This window comes from Candidatus Neomarinimicrobiota bacterium, assembly GCA_021734025.1.
Taxonomy (GTDB): domain Bacteria; phylum Fidelibacterota; class JAANXI01; order JAANXI01; family JAANXI01; genus JAANXI01.
In genome coordinates this window covers 23,943-45,739 of record JAIPJS010000012.1, presented here as the reverse complement: position 1 = coordinate 45,739, position 21,797 = coordinate 23,943, and the positions used below count along the sequence as shown (strand labels likewise).

14 protein-coding genes are annotated in these 21,797 nt (G+C 52.1%); 13 read left to right on the top strand and 1 reads right to left on the bottom strand.

From position 1 onward, the window contains the following. The first annotated feature begins 104 nt into the window (after nt 1–104). From K9N57_12645 to glnA, 3 genes are all read left to right on the top strand, one after another. Nucleotides 105–2,192: a TonB-dependent receptor gene (locus K9N57_12645; protein ID MCF7805032.1), complete on the top strand. Its 2,088-nt coding sequence runs from the start codon at nt 105–107 to the stop codon at nt 2,190–2,192. 137 nt (nt 2,193–2,329) lie between these two features. Next, nucleotides 2,330–2,779 carry an Lrp/AsnC family transcriptional regulator gene (locus tag K9N57_12640; protein ID MCF7805031.1) on the top strand — a complete coding sequence of 150 codons (450 nt, stop codon included), beginning with the start codon at nt 2,330–2,332 and terminating at the stop codon, nt 2,777–2,779. A 310-nt stretch (nt 2,780–3,089) separates the two neighbouring features. Next, a complete protein-coding gene (glnA, locus tag K9N57_12635) occupies nt 3,090–4,517 on the top strand; it encodes a type I glutamate--ammonia ligase (GenBank protein MCF7805030.1) in 1,428 nt (475 codons plus the stop codon). Nucleotides 4,518–4,843: 326 nt separating this feature from the next. Here the strand turns inward: glnA and thiI are convergent, their stop codons facing one another. Beyond that, the gene (gene thiI, locus K9N57_12630) at nt 4,844–6,079 is read right to left on the bottom strand and encodes a tRNA 4-thiouridine(8) synthase ThiI (protein MCF7805029.1); all 1,236 of its coding nucleotides are present in this window, start codon (nt 6,077–6,079) and stop codon (nt 4,844–4,846) included. A gap of 119 nt (nt 6,080–6,198) precedes the next feature. Between thiI and K9N57_12625 the strand changes: the two genes are divergently transcribed. The 10 genes from K9N57_12625 (at nt 6,199) to mltG (ending at nt 21,793) form a co-directional block, all read left to right on the top strand. Then, nucleotides 6,199–7,089 (top strand): SDR family oxidoreductase, encoded by an 891-nt coding sequence (locus tag K9N57_12625; GenBank protein MCF7805028.1) that lies wholly within the window; start codon nt 6,199–6,201, stop codon nt 7,087–7,089. Nucleotides 7,090–7,260: 171 nt separating this feature from the next. After that, nucleotides 7,261–8,289 (top strand): enterochelin esterase, encoded by a 1,029-nt coding sequence (locus K9N57_12620; protein ID MCF7805027.1) that lies wholly within the window; start codon nt 7,261–7,263, stop codon nt 8,287–8,289. 206 nt (nt 8,290–8,495) lie between these two features. Then, nucleotides 8,496–11,357: a BamA/TamA family outer membrane protein gene (locus tag K9N57_12615; GenBank protein ID MCF7805026.1), complete on the top strand. Its 2,862-nt coding sequence runs from the start codon at nt 8,496–8,498 to the stop codon at nt 11,355–11,357. A 38-nt stretch (nt 11,358–11,395) separates the two neighbouring features. Beyond that, nucleotides 11,396–12,256, top strand: a complete 861-nt coding sequence (locus K9N57_12610) for a hypothetical protein (protein ID MCF7805025.1) — start codon at nt 11,396–11,398, stop codon at nt 12,254–12,256. Between the two features lie 80 nt (nt 12,257–12,336). Next, nucleotides 12,337–13,650, top strand: coding sequence for an NAD(P)-binding domain-containing protein (locus K9N57_12605; GenBank protein MCF7805024.1), 1,314 nt, complete (start codon nt 12,337–12,339; stop codon nt 13,648–13,650). A gap of 129 nt (nt 13,651–13,779) precedes the next feature. Continuing rightward, nucleotides 13,780–15,441, top strand: coding sequence for a hypothetical protein (locus tag K9N57_12600; protein MCF7805023.1), 1,662 nt, complete (start codon nt 13,780–13,782; stop codon nt 15,439–15,441). After that, a complete protein-coding gene (locus tag K9N57_12595) occupies nt 15,408–17,927 on the top strand; it encodes a hypothetical protein (protein MCF7805022.1) in 2,520 nt (839 codons plus the stop codon). The genes K9N57_12600 and K9N57_12595 overlap by 34 nt, the downstream gene beginning before the upstream one ends. 128 nt (nt 17,928–18,055) lie before the next feature. Further along, nucleotides 18,056–18,949, top strand: a complete 894-nt coding sequence (locus tag K9N57_12590) for a hypothetical protein (GenBank protein ID MCF7805021.1) — start codon at nt 18,056–18,058, stop codon at nt 18,947–18,949. Between the two features lie 18 nt (nt 18,950–18,967). Next, the gene (locus K9N57_12585; protein MCF7805020.1) at nt 18,968–20,605 is read left to right on the top strand and encodes a hypothetical protein; all 1,638 of its coding nucleotides are present in this window, start codon (nt 18,968–18,970) and stop codon (nt 20,603–20,605) included. Nucleotides 20,606–20,761: 156 nt separating this feature from the next. Beyond that, nucleotides 20,762–21,793 carry an endolytic transglycosylase MltG gene (mltG, locus tag K9N57_12580; GenBank protein MCF7805019.1) on the top strand — a complete coding sequence of 344 codons (1,032 nt, stop codon included), beginning with the start codon at nt 20,762–20,764 and terminating at the stop codon, nt 21,791–21,793. The last annotated feature ends 4 nt before the right edge of the window (nt 21,794–21,797 follow it).

Below are 21,797 nucleotides of genomic sequence, written 5' to 3'. Positions count from 1 at the left end.
ATAAAGCAGCCCGTTTTATTCTTATCCTCTTTCTGGGGATGGCTTGTTGGTCAGCAGATCTCAAATCTCAATATCGAGTTGAGATTTCCCAGGATTCTTCTGCAGTGTTCACCTCCCATCAGCCAGTAATTGTGACAGCGACCAGAGGACAGGCGGAGCAACTGGACGTTCCGTATGCGATTAGTAAAATTGATATTGCCGGAGACAGTCGGTTTTCAGATAAATACGCGATGGCGGAGTTGCTTGCGACGGTTCCCGGGGTCACGGCGCAGGACAGGCATAATCGTGCGTTGGGGGAACGGGTGATGATGCGCGGAATCGGAAGTCGGGCCCAGTTCGGTGTAAGAGGGGTGAAGATTTTACTGGATAATATCCCCTTGACCATGCCTGATGGTCAGGCCCAGACCGGCCTGGTTGATCCCTCCGGGATTCAGGAAGTGGAAGTAATTCGCGGGCCGGCAGCTACCCTGTACGGTAACGCTGCAGGGGGTGTAATCCAACTGCGCACAATGGAGAACCCACGTGAAGAAGTCGACCTCAACGGGAAGTATACCCGGAGTTCTTTTGGCACCAATGCATTTACGGGCTCCATCAGTAGTCGCTCCGGGGCGAATTATTATCTCCTGAATGCAAGCAACTCAATCAGCGATGGATACCGAGAGCATTCTGCCGCGAATTACTCACACGTGACAGGATTAGCTCGCTATCAGTTACGTGATAATATGCAGATGACCGGCGTTGTGCATTATTACAATGCACCCTACCTGTTGAATCCTAGTTCGCTGGGAAAAAAAGATGCCATTGAGAATCCAACAATGGCCCGGTACTACATTAAACAGCAAGGTGCCGGGGAAAAAGTTGACCATATCCAGGGAGGCCTTACGTTGAAGTATCAGCTGCCGGATGGTGGAAGTTGGGAAAGCACCGTATACGGTATTCACCGGGACCTGTATAACCCGATACCAGGGCGTATTATTGACCTCAGACGGTTTAGTGGCGGCGTGCGGTCAGTAGTAAACCTCGAGCATCAAATCCTAAACAGAAATATTGGGGTAACCGCTGGTGTGGATGCCTCGGTTCAGCAGGATCACCGGAGAGAATACGAGAATCGCGGGATCGCTGATTCGCTGGTAGGGCAAATAGAACCATCCCGGATAATCGACCAGGTGCGTACGGGATATCAGCTACTGAATCAGTGGGAGTCGGTGCGGAGTCTTGGGCCATTTGTGAAACTGAGAATCCCGGTCCATCAAAAGGTGTCTCTGAATGCCGGCGGACGATGGAATTATTTCCGGTTTCAGGTGGAGGATAATTTTATCCGGGATGGCATGGATGATTCTGATGCCCGGACAATGCAACAATTTAATCCGATGCTCGGAGTTACAGTGCGTCCGACCGGGTCCTGGAATATGTATGGAAATTTTGCGACCGCTTTCCAGACCCCGACCACCAGTGAATTAAGTAATCGACCCACCGGGGAAGGCGGGTTCTCTCAGAGCCTGGAGCCGGAGCTCATCCGGAGCGTTGAAGCCGGTAGCCGGGGATTTTTCCAGAGGATGCCCCTTCGCTGGGACGTTGCTCTATTTCATATGCAGGTCAGAAATATGTTAATCCCCTATCAATCAGATGTTCCGGGTGTGGAAACTGTCTATTTCACCAACGCCGGATCGGCCGTGAATACCGGCGGTGAGCTCCGTGTCCAGTATCAGCCGCATCCGCAGTGGGCCTTCTCAGCTAGCTTCACAAGGCAGGTTTTCCGGTTCACAGATTATCTGACTGAAGTGGCCGATGGAGATTCCACGTCTACCATGCAGTTGGACGGTAACCTGGTTCCGGGTGTGCCGGAAGCAACGCTTTCAGGTGTCATTCGGTATTCTCATCCACTGGGAATTTGGAGTTCGGTGACAAGCAGATACAGCAGTTCCTACTATGCCAACAATTTTAACGGACCCCCCACTGACGGGGCATCTGACGATGCGACCCATCTGAATTCTGCATATATGGCGATAGATTTATCTGTTGGTAGCGAACTGGGTATCGGTAATTACGCAATTGAATTATCCGGACAGATTGGGAATCTCCTGGACGAGCGATACAATAGTTCGGTGGTACCAAACGCATTTGGGGATCGGTATTTTGAACCGGCCCCAGGCAGAACGTGGCGGGCTTCGATCTCTTTCCGATGGAAATGATCGTGTGGTTGAATTCCGCTTGATTTCTCCGAAATTCAGCTGCAATATTCACCTTTCACTATTAAAACTGGACAAATGAAAATAAATGGTATTCAGGATTATCGAATTGACGGATATTTTTAACTAAAGAGGGCGATATGACTTATAAGAATTTGTCACAGAAGATTCTCACCCAGCTACAGGAAGACGGCCGGCAGTCGGTTCGTGAAATTGCAGAGAAACTCGGTGTTTCTGCGACAACGATTGGCAAACGTATTGAACAGCTGGAAGAAGAAAGGGTGTTGCGGGGCATTTCCGCCGACATCGATTACGAAAAACTTGGATATGCCTATCTTTCCATAACCCGATTTAAAATCCGTGGTGACACCTTTCAGGACGTCCTGACCCTGTTGGATAAGTTCCCGCAGCTCACTGATATCTACGAAATTACAGGTGATTACGACATACTTGCTATTGGACACTATAAAGATCGCAACGATATGAACCGGGTCATTAAGGGACTCCAGGAGCATGAAGGAATCCTTGAGACCAATACCTCAATTGTCCTGAATGTTCTCCGGGAAAAGGGTCAGATCCCCCTCGAGTAGAATCAAAGTGTATAACCTTGAATCATGAAAGGTTATACACTTTAACATCTCAATACTGCTCAAATACATATTAATACTTCAAAAAAGTAGACATTCGACAATAAATGTTTTGCATTTTGTTCTGAGTATCCTATATTCCTGACGATGATTGACAGCTATTTTCATTCATAGATTATAAGACAGGTTGGATAGTGGAATCATAAGGAAGTGGCCGGCGCCACGGCCTCAATTTATTTGGAGACTATGAATGGAAATGGTGAAAAAGATCGAAAATCATGAATAAAAACTCTTCGAAAAGGAGAATATGAACATGGCAGACTCTAAGAGTGAACGGACAAAAGTCCTTCAGATGCTCAAGGATGATAACGTAGAATTTGTGGATTTTAAATTTATGGATTTTCCGGGCTTGTGGCAGCATATCACAATTCCGGTGAGTCATATGGACGAAGAAGTGTTTGAAGAGGGAATGGGGTTTGACGGCTCAAGTATTCGCGGCTGGCAGAATATTAACGAGTCCGACATGGTGATGATTCCCGATCCGGCTACGGCGATGATCGATCCATTTACCGAATATAAAACACTGAGTCTCGTGTGTGATATTCATGATCCCATTACCAAAGAGCGGTATACCAGATGTCCGCGCCATATCGCACAGAAAGCCACCTATTATATGCAGTCCACCAAGATTGCCGATACGGCGTATTTTGGTCCGGAAGCGGAGTTCTTTCTGTTCGACGATGTCCGGTTCGACCAGACGGAGAATTCCGGATACTATTTTCTGGATTCCGAGGAAGGGCGCTGGAATTCCGGTAAGGACGAACAGCCGAACCTCGGGTATAAGCCGCGCTACAAAGAGGGATACTTCCCGGTCGCGCCACACGATTCGCTGATGGATATCCGGTCGGAAATGGTGATGATTATGCAGCAGTGCGGTATCGACATCGAAGCCCAGCACCATGAAGTAGCATCCGGTGGTCAGTGCGAAATTGACATGACCTATTCCGATATGGTGGATACGGCCGATAAATTAATGCTGTATAAATATATTGTGAAGAATACGGCGAAGCGGCACAACAAGTCGGCGACGTTTATGCCGAAACCCATCTTTGCGGATAACGGGTCCGGCATGCACGTACACCAGAGTCTCTGGAAAAAAGGTGAGAACCTGTTCGCCGGTACCGGTTACGCAGGACTCAGTGAAGAGGGGCTGTATTACATCGGTGGGATCCTGAAACATGCCCAGGCGTTGATTGCTTTCAGTAACCCGACGACCAATAGCTACAAACGACTGGTTCCCCACTTCGAGGCGCCGGTGCGGCTTGCCTATTCCCAGAGAAACAGAAGCGCAGCCCTGCGGATTCCCATGTACTCCAATTCGCCGAAGGCAAAACGCGTTGAGTTCCGGTGCCCCGATCCCTCCTCCAATCCGTATCTGGCCTTCTCCGCCATGCTCATGGCCGGCCTGGACGGAATCATCAACAAGATTGATCCCGGCGAACCGCTGGATAAAAATATCTATGACATGGCGCCGGAAGAGCTGACCAACGTACCGCAGACGCCGGCCTCGCTGGAGGACGCCCTGCAGGCGCTGGAAGACGATCACGACTTTCTGCTCAAAGGGGACGTGTTCACCGAAGACGTTCTGGAAACCTGGATCAAGTATAAGTTCGATAATGAGGTGACTCCCATGCGCCTCCGGCCTCATCCGCACGAATTCGAACTGTACTACGATCTGTAAACCAAACCCACAACACCACACCACTCCTCCTGAAGAGTGGAGAAGCCCCGGCACATGTGTCGGGGCTTTTTTGGTTTTTAGTGATTCGTAGCGGACGTCCCTGATGGGACTTTCCATCTCTATTTAACTCTTTGATTCCCACCAGTAACCTGGTGAGCTAAAAGCAATTGTCCCTACCGGGACTTAAAAATTCCGTCACCATTTTACAGGAGTGGCAAGCCTCGTAGAGGCGACTGCGGAATAGTCCACCAATTTATTGGTAGGACCGCCCCATGATGTGTAAGGCAAATCCCGTCAGGGACGATGGAACGGATACATGCGTGGTGTTACTCTTCCACTAATTTCCCGCAGTCATATTCCAGCACGACCGCATCGTCCAGCGTCTGCTCGATTAATCCGGCGTAATCGCTGAAAATATCCTGCTCCAGGTGACTCAACTGGTCGTGATTTGTGATGGTTTTGGGGTGCTTACTAAGAATGGAGCAACAATCCTTATACGGCTCCAGAGAAAGCTGATAGGTACCGATCTCCTTTGCCAGTGCGACAATTTCGTGTTTATCGTACGTCAGCACCGGCTGTAAAATCGGAAGATCAACTGCCTGAGCATTCGATACAATGTTTTCCAGCGTCTGCGAGGCAACCTGCGCCAGATTGTCGCCGGTCACCAGCGCCTGGATCTTATTTTGATTCGCCAGTGCTTCCGCGACACGGATCATAAACCGGCGGAACAGCATGAGTTCGTATTCCATGGAATCGCCCATGATCTCGAACTCGAAGTGGGTGTAAGGTACCAGGTACAGTTTTGAGCGAAGGGTATAGTGACTGAGTTCCCGTGCTAATTTACTGACTTTGTAATTTTCCGCCTGATTTTGTTGTACCTGATTTGCTGTAAAATGGATGAAGTCGACCGAGCAGCCGCGCTTGGCGGCGAGAAATGCCGCAGCCGGCGAATCGATGCCGCCGGACAGGAGGGTGAGGACGCGCCCGGTGATCCCGGACGGCAGCCCGCCGATCCCCTGACGTTTATCGGTGTAGACGAAAATGCCTTCCACATAGATGTCGATGTAGTACGCTCGGTCGGGGTTATCCAAATCGACGGATTCCCAGTCCGTCTCTCCAATGATAGAGGCGCCGAACTCTCGGCCGATCTCCGGCGACTTCATCGGAAACCGCTTTTCGCCGCGGGTCACTCTCACAGCAAAATCCGCATCCAGCACAAACGTCTCCGATGCCAGAGTCACTACAGCATCCGTGACCTGTTCCAGTTCCGGGTTATCCGTCAGTAGTTTGATGCTGCGGGCACTAAAGAATCGCGCCGGAGCTAACCAGGCAATTCCGGCGACTTGTTCCAAGCTGTGGAGCAATTCAGTCGGTACCATCTGATTTTTCGGCACCTTGATATACATGTAACTATGCGCTTTTACAATTTTCCAGTCCCGGTCGTGCTGGCGGAGTTTATGGCGCAGATTAGACTTCAGTCTGTTCAGGAAATCCGGCTGATTTTTGCCCTTCAGCGCAATCTCGCCGTAGTGAATTACAATAGTATTCGGTTCAAATTTCATTGATTAATTCGGCGCCCTTCGTCAATTTCACATTCCGGTCATATCACCGGTAAGATTACAAAAAATCGATGCAGGAACAAAGCCCGCGTTCACCAGATCCGGAAAGGATTGTTCCAACGATGTCAAAGAGACTTTTAATCACCGGGATCAGCGGATTCCTGGGGTGGAATATCACGCGGCTGAAACCAAAGGACTGGGAAATCCATGGCGTGTATAACACGCATCATGTCTCTGTGCCCGGTGTGAACACAATCCAGACTGATCTGACTGGTGCGGAAGTGCTGAACGAGTTATTTAGAAAGGTACAGCCGGAGGCGGTGATCCATGCTGCCGCAGTTTCCAGCCCAAATGAATGCGAAAATGATCCGGAGGGAGCCAGGAGGATAAATATCGACGCGTCCATCGCAATTGCTGAATTGTGTCTGGAGAGTTCTATCCCGTTGGTTTTTACGTCCACGGATTTGGTCTTCGACGGCGAGAGTCCGCCGTATGCCGAAAATACGGCGCCCAATCCAATAAACATCTATGGGAAACACAAAGCAGAGGCAGAGCAAGCAATTGCGAGCCAAAATCCGGATGCATTAATCGTCCGGCTTCCGCTCATGTTCGGCGATCCAGGGCCGGCCAGTTCGAACTTTTATCAATACATGCGGAATCAACTGGAGAAAGGAAAGAGTCTAACACTCTTTTCCGATGAACACCGCACCATGCTCAGTGGTATGGCTGCGGCCCGGGGAATATTTCAACTGCTCGGAAAGGCATCAGGTGTTGTACATCTGCCCGGCCCGGAATCGGTTTCACGGTACGAGTTCGGCCGTATACTTGCTGAAGTCTTCGGCTTTCCAGAAGAATTAATTGAGCCTGTGTCACAGCGCAGCACCGATCATGTTGCGGCTCGTCCCGGGGATGTCTCGCTCCAAAGTCACCGCGCACATCAGCTGGGATTTAATCCGCCGCCATTATCAGAACAATTACGCGAGTGCCGGATACTGGAGAGTCTGACCGGATGAGGTTGAAAATCGAACGTCGGTTCCCCTATCACTCAGGATTTTGAAGAACTTCGACAGTTGGGTATTCATCATTCGAAGTTTTCCCCATTCTCCGTTGCGTGGCTTTGGATTGAGCACTATTTTGATATCTGATAAAAATTAGAATTGAACCAAAGGAGTTCCACTATGCCGATGCTGAAACCTGACGTGCCACAGGGAACCGTTCATACTTTTTGGCTGGATTCGCAGGTGCTCCGGGGTAATCCCTGGGGAGATCCAACCCGACGTCGAATCGATGTCTACCTGCCGCCGGGAGTAAACCTGGACTCAGATAAAAAATATCCGGTGCTGTACGATTTGGTTGGGTATACGAGCGGCGGGCCAAAGCACACGGCATATAAAAATTTTGGCGAAAACGTCCCGGAACGGATGAACCGGCTTCTGGCGAATGGCGATACGAAACCGGCCATTATCGTGTTTCCGGATTGCTTTACAAAGCTGGGCGGAAACCAGTATATCAACAGCGCCAGCGTTGGTCCGTGGGCGGATTTCCTGATTCAGGAGGTCATCCCGTTTGTGGAGGAGAGGACGCCGGTATTGGCCGGCAGGGAACACCGCGGGCTTTTTGGAAAATCTTCCGGCGGATATGCGGCCATCGTCCACGGTATGCGCTACGCTGATGTTTGGAATGCCCTCGCCTGCCATTCCGGTGATATGTATTTTGACTTTTGCTATCGGACCGATTTTCCCAATGTGCTGGATACCTTGGCGAAACACGATCGCTCTATTCCGAAGTTCATCGAGTACTTTCATAACGCCGAAAGCGTTTCCGGTGACGATTTTCACGCCCTCATGGCCATCGCAATGGCGGCGACGTACGATCCCAACGAAGAGAATCCCGCCGACATCAGGTTGCCGCTGGATCTGTACACAGGCGAATTCGATGAAGAGCGCTGGGCCCACTGGCTGGAGCACGATCCCATTCACCTGGTAGACGAATTGGGCGATAATTTGCGAGATCTGGATTTGGTATTTATCGATTGTGGGGATGAGGATCAGTATCATATGGTGTACGGCAGCCGAATTCTCCACAACAAGCTGGAACAGATGGAGATTAATCACCTGTACGAGGAGTTCAATGACAATCACAGCAGCATCGACTATCGCATGGATCGATCGATTCCACTGCTGGTGGATGCGCTGACGCCGTTTGAGAGTTGACGACAGTAAACGGCAGTGTTCGGGTGTTCAAGTGTTATAGTTAAGTATTGCGTATTACGTATTGCATAACTGATTCCCAGGAGGAGAAAATACGCAATACGCAGTACGCAATACGCAATACTCTATTGTTTTCTCGCACACTTCTATAGAAATTGTTGGGCTACCATTTCGAAAATCGGTTTACCCGGATTATCATATATATTACAATGAAACACTTTTTTCTCAGCATAATCCTCGGACTCTTTTTACCAGCTCTGGTCACAGCTCAGGGATTCTGGACGTGGAATGAACGCACCCATCCGGAGCTCAACTGGTCGACTTTAGAAACGGATCATTTCTATATCCACTATCACCCAGGATTGCGGAAGATCGCCGGGAAATCCGCCAAAATCGCCGAGCAGACGTATCAGGTTATCATGCCACAGCTCGATCTGGACGACTTCGGCAAGACACACATAACGCTTACCGCCGAGGACGAGATCATGAACGGATACGCCATGCCGTCCGACCAGATCTTCATCTGGGTGAGCCAGAACGACGTGGCGGGCCAGTTCGGTGGTTCGGAAAAGTGGCTGCGGCTGGTGGTGGCGCACGAATTCCAACATGTTGCCATGTTCAATGCCCTCGAAACCTGGCTTGGCGTCTGGAATTTCATCGACGTACCGTCGTGGTTCCTTGAGGGAACGGCGGAGTTTTACACCGAACAGTGGCGGGTGGGCCGGAGCGATTCCCGGATGAAAGTCCACACCTATAAAAACAGTATGCAGAAGCTGGACTCCCACGACGACGGGTACGCCAAGATACTCTATCTGGCGGATAATTACGGCGACAGCACCATTACGAAGATCACCCAATGGCGACATGAGCCGTTCGGTTATTTTAACTTCAAGGAAGCGTTCAAAAGCGCAGTCGGGATCTCCGTCAAGAGGTTCAATGAAGACTGGCGCCGGGCCATGAATACGTATTATTACTCGTACCGGGGACAGAAAGAGAAGGTTGAGGATACGGGGGAATTGATGCCCGCTCCCAAAATCCGCCATGTCAATAGTCTCTCATTTTCCCCGGACAGCGGTAAGATTGCCATTGTCGGAAGAAAAAACGGAAGTATGCAATACCAGACGCTGTACACGGTGACCACCGATTCCACGAAGAAGGTCACCGAACTTCACGCCGGACGCTTCGGGAGCAAGCCGGACTGGACAGCCCAGGGGAAGTTCATAGTCATCGGAGAATACCATCGCGGCGCACACGGCTCGCTAGTGTACGATATTCGCAGGATTCACGCCGAATCCGGAGACGCAGTCTGGCTGACAGCGAATATACGCGCAAACCATCCGGCGGTTTCCAGAGATGGCGAAACCGTTTACTTCATCGCTCATCCGGAAGAGACGACTAATTTGTATGCCATAGATATCGCTGGGAGTAACCTGCGTCAGATCACGGAATTCACCGGGGACGTCCAGCTAAACTATCCGGCGGTTTCCCCGGACGGGGAATGGATTGCGTTCATGTTGCAGGATGAGTCCGGTGACGTGAACATCGCCGTCACCGATACCGCCGGAAATCGCTATCGGAAGATCACAAATGATCCCGAAGAGGATCTGATGCCCGTCTGGACGTCGGATGGCAACCACATTGTATTTACATCCTATCGGAATACGACGCCGAATCTGTCCCGGGTAGGAATCTCCGGAGACAGCAGCATTACACAGATGACAGACGTGACCAGCGGAATTTTCAGCAGCCAGATTTTGCCCGGATCAAATAAAATCGTTGCCGCAACACTCGGCGATGTGGACAGTACCCGTTACGTTCTGGTGAATCCTCAACGGGAGGTTACCAATACCGAGGTCGCAATCCGGGATCGGTACCGGGACTGGCGCAGGTCATCGCCGGACACCACGATTCCGGAAATCGATTATTCCGCCCCGGTACCGGAATCCTGGCAGACTTCCGATTATCGCTTTTGGAAGTACCCGCGTCATCTGGGATCGCTGGGATTACCCACGCCGACCGGACTGGCCGGATTTACCGTTTGGAACGATGCTCTCGGTAAACATCTCGGAATACTCGGCGGCGAATTCGGGTATCCGCCGTACGGAGAGTCGCAATTGATCAACGGACTCTACTTCGTCTATTCCATGGCGGTCTTCCGCCCGTTTCTTGCGTTCGGCGGGATGAAAAACTCGTCATTTATGATACGACCATACGATGAGACCTGGCTAACAGAGGTCCGGGATGGCGGATTTGTTATGGTCGAATTCCCGCTGAATTTTGGCAACAGCCTGTACTCCAATCATACCGTCGCGGCCCAGGCGCAACTGTACGATCGCAAGGCGGAATTATCCGGAGATCCGGAGGGATTCCGTCCTCCGGCGGAAAGCGGCCGGGAAGGCGTTTTTTCTCTGCGATATCGCTGGCTGAACCGCCCGCCGGATCGGCGAAATACAACACTTCCCAGAGAAGGCGTCGGCGTCTCCCTCCGGCAGGATGTTGCCAGCGAGGCCATCTTTGGAGACTTCAGCTATAACAAAACCACAATGGACGCATTCCTGAACCAGCATGTAATTGGGCCGATAACACTGTACGGCAGAATGGTTGTTTCCCGGCTAAGTGGCGATTATCCCGCCCAGGATTCGCTGGGATTTTATGATGATTTCAGTCTCTATCCCATGGGCAACGCATACGTCGGATCCATGCTCGGAACGGTTATCAATACTGATGAGAATTATGCGCTCCGGGGTAGTTCGGAAATCTTGAGTGGGAACCAGCTTTTCATGACGACGCTTGAAATGCGGGTACCGGTGCTCCCGCGGCTTCCGATACAGTTTTTTAACATCTCTGTGGGCTCATCTGTGCTGGCACCGTACCTGGATTATGGACGAATTTGGAAAAGTACCGGAGCCAGCGATATCACGACTGCCGGCGTCGAAATGCGCGCGGCCATAAACTTGAGCGGTATTCCTATTATGCATATCGGTTATGGATTCGGCAACACAATTTCTGCCTGGGAAGAGAACGCAGAATTTAACTATTTTGTCCGATTGGCGCTGGTGAATCCGTTTTAATCCCGAAACATGAAACAGAGGAGTCGACTATTGTGAAGATGCATCGGATAATACTCTGGACGCTGATACTCGCCGGCTTCTCGGTTGCCGCCTACATCATATTTTTCGGTGTACCGTACTACACTGCAGAGTTAACCCTGCGGCCGCGCATGGAACTCCACGATGTTTTACGTCCCAGCGGACGATACGGACACGGGTACGGCATCGCCGGAAGTGCAATGCTGCTGCTTCTGTTCCTCTACTCTGTGCGAAAACGCGTGCGGTGGTTCCCAAAGATTGGCCGGCTGAGCACCTGGCTGAAGTATCATATGTTTCTCGGCGTCATGGGGCCGGTTTTGGTGACGTTCCACACAACCTTCAAGTTCGGCGGCATCGTTTCGGTGAGTTACTGGTCGATGGTCATTGTTATGCTGAGCGGTTTCGTGGGCCGGTATCTCTACTCCAGGATTCCGCGTACCATCTCCGGACATGAGATGAACCTGCAGCAGGTGCAGGAGGAGAACCGCCATCTCGCCGAACAATTGCGCACCGAGTTCGACGTCCCGGCTTCCATCTTTAATAAAATCGCAGAAATCGGATCGGTGAGGCAAACCGGTGACTCTGAATTCCGGACGATACTTCGCGGGTTTTGGGCGGATCTGAAGCGGCCGTTTGAGCTCCGATCGATATTCGCTGAATTAAAGGAAGTTGGAGATATAGGGAGCCAGAAGCGAAAATCACTCAGGAAACTCGCCCGTCGGAGAGCGGCGTTGAACCGGAACCTGTCCATCCTGGAAGTCACCCACCGGTTCTTTCATCATTGGCACGTATTTCACAAGCCGTTTGCCTACGTAATGATATTGATTATGTTTATCCACATCGGTGTGGTGCTCCTGTTCGGATATCAGTGGATATTTTAATTTTCGGTGGTTTTTAATATGTGACATATAGATATTTTACTATACAATTTTATATCCACATCTGACAAGCATACCGGCATATGATTGAGACGCTCATAACCCTCGGTATTATTCTCATTGCGGCAATCCCGCCGATTTGGTATTTCCGCAGAAACCGGAATTTGAAAAAGATCTCGGAGCAGAAGTTCCGGGAGTCCCGGGAAACCGGACGCATGGAACCGGTCTCGCTCCATCCGCTCATCGATCCGAATGTCTGTATCGGAACAGCCGCTTGTGTGCCTGCGTGTCCTGAGGGTGATATCCTCGGTATCATCCGGGGCAGGGGTGAACTGGTGGAGCCGAGCAACTGCATAGGTCATGGCGAGTGTTTCCGCGCCTGTCCGGTGGAGGCGATTTCTCTTGTCTTTGGGACGGAGCGCCGCGGCGTGGACATTCCCCATCTGAAGGAGAATTTCGAGACCAACGTTCCCGGCGTGTACATCGTAGGTGAGCTCGGTGGCATGGGATTGATCCGGAACGCCGTCACCCAGGGCCGGCAAGTCATCGAATATCTGGCACCCGCTTTGAAAAAACAGCAGTATTCCAATGATAGTGTCACTGACGTCGTGGTCGTGGGCGCCGGGCCGGCGGGACTGGCGGCCACTGCGCAGGCCATCGATATGGGGCTGTCGTATACGCTTCTGGATCAGAACGACGTCGGCGGTACTATCTTATCGTATCCCAGACAAAAGATTGTGATGACTCAGCCCATGGAGATGCCCATCTATGGGAAAACAAACTTTCGGGAGATCAGCAAGGAGGAACTGTTGGAATTGTGGTACGATATCATCGATCGGACGGATATGACCGTTCAGGCCAATCAAAAGGTGGAGGATGTCCGCCGGGAGAACGGCCATTTCCGGGTGATAACCCAGCAGGGAAACTTCACCGGGAAAAAGGTGATTTTAGCCATCGGACGCCGCGGAACGCCACGCAAGCTGGGAGTCCCGGGCGAGGACACATCCAAGGTGACGTACCAGCTCCAGGATCCGGAGCAGTATCGCGGGAAAAAATGTCTGGTGGTCGGCGGCGGAGACAGCGCGGTGGAAGCGGCGCTTCAGCTGGCGGATGAGCCGGGAACCGAGGTGACGATCTCGTATCGCAAGGACGCCTTCAGCCGGATTAAGCGACGGAATCTTGAACGAATAAACGACGCAACAGAGAACGGATTAATAAACGTAATCTGGAACTCGAACGTAACAAAAATTCACCCGGATTCGGTCGATATCGAGGCCGAAGGGGACGAAATGTCCATCGGGAACGACTTTGTTTTTATCTTCATTGGGGGGATCATGCCGTCCGGATTCCTGAATACCGTCGGCATAGAGGTGGAGACTAAATTCGGCGAAGCCTGAAACGAACAAGAGCCGGAAACGGCCATTACCATATATGATTGAATATTCTTTCCGTAGGAGATGTCCTCAATAGTACACAGCCGGATGGAGCGTATTTGAGGGCTGCGATTATCGAAGGCTAGCGCCAATTTGAAATATTTAGGATTTTTTGTACTTCTGTGTCTTTTTACATGGCATCTGCCGGGGAGAGGTTACGGGCAGTTCTCGCCGGGTGACTTCGCCACACCCCATGAACATCTCAAAGGCATCAAAAATTGTACGTATTGCCACGTCCTCGGGGAAGGGGAGCGCGCAGTAGACGAAAAGTGTCTGGAGTGTCACACGCCGATAGCTGAGCGCGTCCGGGCTAGTAAGGGATTGCATGCCCGCGTGGACGGAACTTGCGCCGATTGCCATCCTGAACATAACGGGCGGGATTTCGCTCTCATCTACTGGGAAAACGGGAAAGACCAGTTCGATCACGCCCGAACGGGATTTATGCTGGAAGGAGCCCACACCCAACTCCAATGCGATGAATGCCATGCCGCAGCATTACTTTCGGACAGTACGGTGCTGCAGTGGGAGACCGAACACGCTGATCGGTCGCAGACCCAAACATACCTGGGATTGCCGACTACTTGTCTCGGATGTCACGAGGATTACCATCAGAAGCAGCTCGGCGACAAGTGCACCGCGTGCCATACCCAGGAAAAATGGGTACCGGCGGAAAAATTCGATCACGACATTGCCGAATTCCACCTCTCCGGTAAGCACTCAACTGTGAAGTGCATCGAGTGCCACAAAGAAGCGACGTTGACGCCGGGCGTGGAGCCGACCGTCCGGTATACCGGACTGCAGCACGAAGAATGCAGCGCCTGCCATGAAGATGTCCATGATGGGCAGCTCGGCTCAACCTGTTCAAAGTGTCATAAACCGGACAGCTGGCAGACCGGATCGCGGTCACAATTTAATCACGACCTGACATCCTATCCGCTCCGGGGGGAACACCGACCGGTGGACTGTGAAAAGTGCCACCAGCCTGGTCAGCCGAAAAAGCCGCTTGCCCATGAGAATTGTACCGACTGTCATGAGGATTATCACGACGGCCAATTCGCCGACCGGAAGCAGGGAAATCGGTGTGAACCGTGCCACAACGTCGACGGATTTGTCCCGGCAAAATTTACCACGGCCGATCACCGGGAAACGGATTTCCCGCTGACAGGCGCACACGCTGCTCAACCGTGCATCTTCTGTCATGAAGTAGATGACTCCGGAACGGAGCAGTTTCGCTGGGAACCGCTGTTGTGCACCTCCTGCCACAGGGACGAACACGAGGGACAATTTGCGGAGCGGATGCAGGGGAAGGACTGCACCGTTTGCCATCGGGTGACCGCTTGGAGCGAATTGAATTTTACCCATGAAACGACGGATTTCCCGTTGCGGGGCAGGCATCGGAAGGTGGAGTGCGCAGAGTGCCACAAGCCTGAGAATCCGGACGATCCTGCAAGTCCGGTGCAATATACAGGTGTATCACCACAATGCCATGACTGCCACGAGGATATCCACTTCGGCCAATTTGCAGATGGCGCTGGTAATGTAGCAGAATGTGAGCGGTGCCATTCTCCCACTGCGTGGACTGCCGTAAAATTCGATCATAACTCCATGAGCCGGTTTGCCCTGGATGGCAAACACCGGGACGTCCCCTGTGGTGACTGTCATCCCAGCGAAGAATCGCCGGCCGGAAAAACATTCGTGAGATACAAACCGTTAGGGAAATCATGCCAGGATTGCCACACGCTTTCAAATATGTAATTTTGGCGCTGGCTATCAGCGCGTTCTCCGGGTTGTGGCTGTACAATTCTGCGGTGATCGCTGCGCAGGAGGGAAGCACCGAATCCGGCCTCCAATGCAATGAATGTCACTCTGCCTCGGGATGGACGCCCCTGAGCAGCAGCCGGACGTTCTCCCACGCTACAACCGCTTTTCCGCTGGAGGGTCGGCATGCCTCCGTCTCCTGCCGGGAATGCCACACCGGTTCATCCTATGAGGAACTCCACGACTTTCAGTCGGCGGAATCTGAGTGCATGGGCTGTCATATAGACGTTCACGAAGGACAGCTCGGTGCGGACTGCGAATCTTGTCACCGGCCGACCACCTGGATTGCGGCCCGCACCTCATTCAATCACGACGGGACCCGGTTCCCGCTTATCGGCGCGCACAAGGCGGTGGACTGTCAGAGTTGCCATGATCTGTCCGATCCGCTGTCTATCGCCAATGTGCCGCTGGATTGCTACGGATGCCATGAATCCGATTATCAGGTGACGGTCGACCCGGATCACGCCGCTAACGGTTTTCCCACCGATTGTGAAATGTGCCACGATATCAATGCCACCGCCTGGAGGCAATCAAATTTCGATCACGACCTGACAGCATTCCCGCTGGTCGGAACCCACGAACAGGTACTCTGTGCCGATTGTCACGGAGGGAGGGACTTTTCCACCAGCGGCCGCCAGTGCATCAGCTGCCACCAGGAGGAGTATGCGTTAGCCGAAGTGAGCCACCAGAATGCCGAGTTTGGCACCAACTGTACGGAGTGCCATTCGGTTTCCCAGTGGACGGTAGTGACGTGGAATCATCTGGCCAAAACCGAGTATCTTCTGGAGGGAGAGCACGTCTCGGCTTCCTGCCTGGATTGCCATATCGGAAACAACTATGATATCGGTGAGCGGTGTGCGGAATGTCATGATCCGACGGACTATATAGATATCGTCGACCACCAACTGGCCTTCGAAACCTTTGACGAGTGCGAAGATTGCCACCCGGGGCCTGAGGCGTGGAGTCCTTCCACCTGGGATCACAATACCGAGACGGATTTTATGCTTACCGGCTCCCATGTAAGTGAGACGTGCCTGTCCTGCCACGCCGGGAATACCTTTGGGATTCAGTCGACGTGCTATTCGTGTCATCAGACGGAGTACGAATCGACCACCGGGAGCGAATTCGACCATCCGGCGCAGTCGATTCCGGTGAGCTGCGAGACCTGCCACAACACAACGAGTTGGAGCGACGCAACATTTGACCATGACCAAACCGACTTTCCGTTGACCGGAGCGCATACAAGCCTTGCATGCATCAATTGTCACGACGGCACATGGATCGATTATTCCCCGCCGCCGGGCACCACGTGTTACACCTGCCATCAGCAGGATTATGAGGACGAGCCGATACACACGGAACAGGGATTCGGCACCAACTGCCTGGAGTGTCATACCACCTCAACATTTGAAGGTGCCGAATTTGATCACATCGCATATTTTCCGATTTACACCGGCACCCATCAGGGACGTTGGGACAACTGCTCGACATGCCACACTGATCCGGAGGATCGAACCGTATTCACGTGTATCACCGGCGGGTGTCACGATAACGAAACCGAACTGAATCAGGAGCATCAGGAGGAGGGCGTCTCCGGATACACCTACCAGTCCGACGCCTGCTACGCCTGCCATCCCACCGGCGAATCCGACGATTCGTTCGACCACACAGCCACGGGCTTCCCACTGGATGGCCAGCATCTGCCGCTGCAGTGCAATGCATGTCATATCAATAACGATTTCCAAACGCCGTTGAATTCGGAGTGTACTGCCTGCCATACCGATACCTATAACCAAACCTCCAATCCATCCCATAGTGATTCCGGATTCAGCGATCTCTGTGAATCCTGCCATTCCACCGCTGGTTTCCTGCCGGCTGACTGGAGCCACGCAGATGAAACCGGCTTTGCCTTATCCGGAACACACGCATCCCAGGGATGTAACGACTGCCATGCCACGTCCGAATGGTCGGGATACCAGGTGGTAAGCGTCACCTGTGCAACCTGTCACCAGGATGACTACGATGCGACGATTTCTCCCAATCATGCGGATGCCGGATTCAGCATCGCGTGTACCGACTGCCACAGCTCGTTTTCCCAGTGGCCGGGAGCAACGTTTGACCATGATTCACAGTATTTCCCGATCTATTCCGGGGAGCACCGGAACGAATGGACGACCTGCACCGCCGAATGCCACATAGACGAATCCAACTACGCCAACTTCTCGTGCGGGCTGAACGGCATTTGTCATGAACATGACCAGAATGAGATGATAGATGAACACGATGAGGAGCCGGGGTTTGTCTACGATTCAAGGGAATGTTATTCCTGTCATCCCAACGGGACTGAAGACGACGGGGATGACGATATCCGGAATACGCCCAGAAAATTTATTCCAAAACGAAAAATTCCGCGAGCCGATTAATGAGGGCAATAACTGGAGTAATACTAGGGAGTATTTTGATAACAACCGTCGGTATTGCACAAATTACCATAGATCGGTCTTGTTCCGAGTGTCACTCCCCTGAGAGGTGGACGTCCCTGGATGATTCCATGAAGTTTAATCATGCCGAGACAGGATTTCCGCTCCGGCGTTCTCACGCCACCGTATCTTGTCGGGATTGCCACACTGGCAATTCCACGGACACGTTCCACGAGTTCACCGTGCCGGGCATTTTGTGTGAGGACTGCCATCAGGATGTGCATCAGACGAATCTGGGAACCGATTGTTCGCGATGCCATTCTCCATCGGCATGGACTGAAATCGATTCACGGGAAATACACGACGGCACATTGTTCCCGCTGACGGGCGTCCATCTAGCGGTGTATTGTGGCAGTTGTCACTCTTCAGTGCGGGGACAAACGTATTCCGGGACGCCTGTCCGGTGCGAAGAGTGCCACATAGAGGATTACACCCAAACGACTCAACCTTCGCACGAAACCTTCGGATTCCAATCCACCTGCCAGGATTGCCACAATACACTCGGCTGGCGTCCGGCGAATCCCGACCATGCGCGGTTTGGACTGCTTTTACGGGGAAACCACGGCCGCATGGCTTGCCTCGACTGTCATCTGATCTATGAGTTTGCCGATCAGAATTGTTATCAATGTCACCAGGCAGATTACAACCGCGGGCATACTCAGCAAAATTATATCGTTTCGCAGGACTGCTGGTTATGTCACACCACTGGCACCTGGCGGTTCGGGAATCATGATGAACTGTATTTTCCGATTTACAGCGGTGAACATCGGGGCACCTGGGATAACTGTGAGGTGTGCCATGTACAGCTCGGGGATTTTGGCGCGTTTTCCTGCGGTCTGAACGGGATCTGCCATGCACACCGCCAGTCGGAGATGGACAGTGAGCACCGGGGTGAAGCCAGCGGATACCGGTATGAAAGCACCGCCTGCTACAACTGCCATCCGGATGGAAGAGAAGATGATTAAAATGTTACGGTCAGCCCAATGAAAAATATGGTCACGACATTGCTGCTTCTTCTCGGAATTGCCGCGGTTCTCGGTGCACAGGAGAGTGACAGTTCCCGGATAATCACCGGAGAAATCACTTATATCAGTGCGGACCGGATCTATGGAAAGCCGGGAACGGATGCGGGCCTGGAATTGGGCGATTCATTGCATGTGCTCAGAGATGATTCCACAATCGGAACAATCGTCATAACGGCGATCTCCTCTGGTTCGCACTCGGCGCAGATAGCGGAACAATCGATAGCATTCGCTGTGGGCGACGGCTTGCAGATTCGGAAACCTGCTGGAGTCCAATCTGTTGCCCGTTCGTCGCCTGCTGAGCGTGATACCGTTGCATCACCTGAATCCGATTTGGAATCCGTGGCCCCGGAGACAGCGGCGACTGTGCGCAAGGCAGATTCACCACCGTTTCTGCGGTCTTCCGGGAGCGTGACGCTGCGTTATTACGGCATTTACAGTAACAGATCGCTCAGCACCTTCCATCAACCGGCGGCACTTATCCGGTGGCGAGGCGAAGAAATCGGCGGGAGTCCTCTACGGTTTGAATTTTACGGCCGGGCGCAGAAAGATCTGGCCCGTGATCTGTCATCCCGTGACGGGAATCGTCCGCTGCTGAGAGTGTACTCCGCGGGCTTTGTTTACGACAGTCCCGGGAGCGAGGTTGTGTGGCAGGCCGGTCGCGTCTATCCCAGAAAAGTTAGTGGAATAGGGACTATCGATGGGGTGCTCTACGGACGGGAGCAGGGACAATTTTCTTACGGGATTACGGCTGGCTTCCAGCCGGACTACTACTCAAATGGATTGAATACGGAGATTCTCAAGGCCGGAGCATATACCGGATGGAGCAACGAAAAGTACGGAGACTGCGCGTATTCCGCTATCCTCGCGTTTGTCGGACAGTACCGCAACGGGAACGTTGATCGGGAATATTTCACCGTGCGACAGTCGTACACTCCGGTAAGAGCATTACGCCTGAGTTACGTAGGCGACTTTAGCCTGGATCGGAATGATTACAGCAGCCAGATCGGACTCGTTACGCCCTCCAGCTCGTATCTCCGGATCAACTGGAGCCGAATATCCTGGATGCGTGTCTCGGTGCGATATTCATTCCGGAAGAGTATCCGGTTGTTCGCGACCCAGAGTTTACTCCCGGACTCGCTCTACAACTATCAGTCCCGGCAGGGCTTGAACGGCTCACTTTCCTTTACGCTTCCCTGGGACATCAGGCTGCAGGTATCTCAAAATTACCGGACTCATCAGGCGGCCAGGAATCCGGTACTCCAAACCTCCGGAATGGTTTACGCCAGGGATGTGTTCGGCTCAGGTATCAGAGTACGGGCCCGGTACGCGCACGGAAGCAACGACTTCTCTGTAACGGATAATTTTGCAGTAAGTGCAGAGCGCACCGTTTGGAAGGATATTGCCACAGAGGTTGGATATGATCTTTACCAGTATGGGCTGCGCGGTCGTGGTGAAGCCAGAATCAGACACAACGCAAATATCGAAGTTTCAACACAATTCTTGTGGGATACATATCTATTACTCCGCTATGATTCATTTCGTGATTCCGATTTTGTAACCGACCAAATAAGTGCTAGTCTGAGTATGAATTTTTAATTTAGATTCGTACAATATTATTTTAAGGAAACGTTGAAAAGATCCGTAAAAACTGGTGTTATTTCCAGTAAAAATTAACACAGGTTTTTCTATCCTGATTACGCGTTGACATGATGAGTGGTCGGACGTATTTTTCTGCACCAAAAATGGAAGAAAATGGGAAAGATTTTAATTAAACATCGGGCTTGGTTCCTTGGAGCTGCCGGGATACTATTATTGACGGTATTCCTGTTTTTCGACATCTTGTACCGAGTGCCATGGGGGCCACAGACGGGAGAGGATGTCCGAATCAACATTCAGCCGGGAAGTTCATTGAGCAGTATCAGCGATTCACTGTATTCCAATGATGTGATTCCGAGCCGGGATGCTTTTGAATTTGCCGTCCGCCTGCGCGGTCTGGAGACGGATCTCCAGGCGGGCGTGTTTGGCGTAGAGAAGAATGCAAGCTATCGGTCCATTATCTATTCGCTTACACATAATACGCCGGAAATTGTGAACGTTACGATTATTGAAGGGCTCCAGTCGCGTGAAATCGCCAGAATCCTGGAAAAGAAGATTCTGCTAACAGCAGAAGAATTTAACGCGGTCGTGGCGGATTCGGCACTGGCAGCGGATCTGGGGATTCCCGGCCCGACGCTGGAAGGGTTTTTGTTCCCGGAGACGTACAAATTTTTTCTCAACGAGTCAGCGGAATCGGTTGCCCGGAAAATGGTGGAGCACTACCAAGCGGTGGTGCCGGATTCATTTGCCGAACGCGCACGGGAAGCATACGGATGGACCATGTGGGAAGCCGTAACCCTGGCCTCCATTATTGAGGGCGAAGCTGTGTACGACTCGGAGCGTGCGCAGATTTCCAGTGTCTATCACAATCGGCTCCGCCAGGGGATGCGACTCCAGGCCGATCCCACAATTCAGTTTATCATCGAAGACGGCCCGCGCCGTCTCTGGTCACGGGATCTGGAAATTGAGTCCCCATATAATACCTATCGCAATGCCGGTCTTCCGCCGGGGCCTATTAATAATCCCGGATTCGAGTCAATTAAAGCGGCGCTGTATCCTGCGGACACGGATTATCTCTATTTCGTGGCCCGGGGCGACGGCTACCACACGTTTACGCGAACCAACCGGGAACATGTAAACGCGAAACGACGACTTCAGCGACTCCGGCGACAAGTCGGTACACAGTAAATTT

Bases quoted from the DNA above. Each gene is read 5' to 3' on its own strand.
- K9N57_12640 (MCF7805031.1), top strand. From the start codon at position 2,330: ATGACTTATAAGAATTTGTCACAGAAGATTCTCACCCAGCTACAGGAA.
- glnA (MCF7805030.1), top strand. From the start codon at position 3,090: ATGGCAGACTCTAAGAGTGAACGGACAAAAGTCCTTCAGATGCTCAAG.
- thiI (MCF7805029.1), bottom strand. From the start codon at position 6,079: ATGAAATTTGAACCGAATACTATTGTAATTCACTACGGCGAGATTGCG.
- K9N57_12625 (MCF7805028.1), top strand. From the start codon at position 6,199: ATGTCAAAGAGACTTTTAATCACCGGGATCAGCGGATTCCTGGGGTGG.
- K9N57_12620 (MCF7805027.1), top strand. From the start codon at position 7,261: ATGCTGAAACCTGACGTGCCACAGGGAACCGTTCATACTTTTTGGCTG.
- K9N57_12615 (MCF7805026.1), top strand. From the start codon at position 8,496: ATGAAACACTTTTTTCTCAGCATAATCCTCGGACTCTTTTTACCAGCT.
- K9N57_12610 (MCF7805025.1), top strand. From the start codon at position 11,396: ATGCATCGGATAATACTCTGGACGCTGATACTCGCCGGCTTCTCGGTT.
- K9N57_12605 (MCF7805024.1), top strand. From the start codon at position 12,337: ATGATTGAGACGCTCATAACCCTCGGTATTATTCTCATTGCGGCAATC.
- K9N57_12595 (MCF7805022.1), top strand. From the start codon at position 15,408: ATGCCAGGATTGCCACACGCTTTCAAATATGTAATTTTGGCGCTGGCT.
- K9N57_12590 (MCF7805021.1), top strand. From the start codon at position 18,056: ATGAAGTTTAATCATGCCGAGACAGGATTTCCGCTCCGGCGTTCTCAC.
- K9N57_12585 (MCF7805020.1), top strand. From the start codon at position 18,968: ATGAAAAATATGGTCACGACATTGCTGCTTCTTCTCGGAATTGCCGCG.
- mltG (MCF7805019.1), top strand. From the start codon at position 20,762: ATGGGAAAGATTTTAATTAAACATCGGGCTTGGTTCCTTGGAGCTGCC.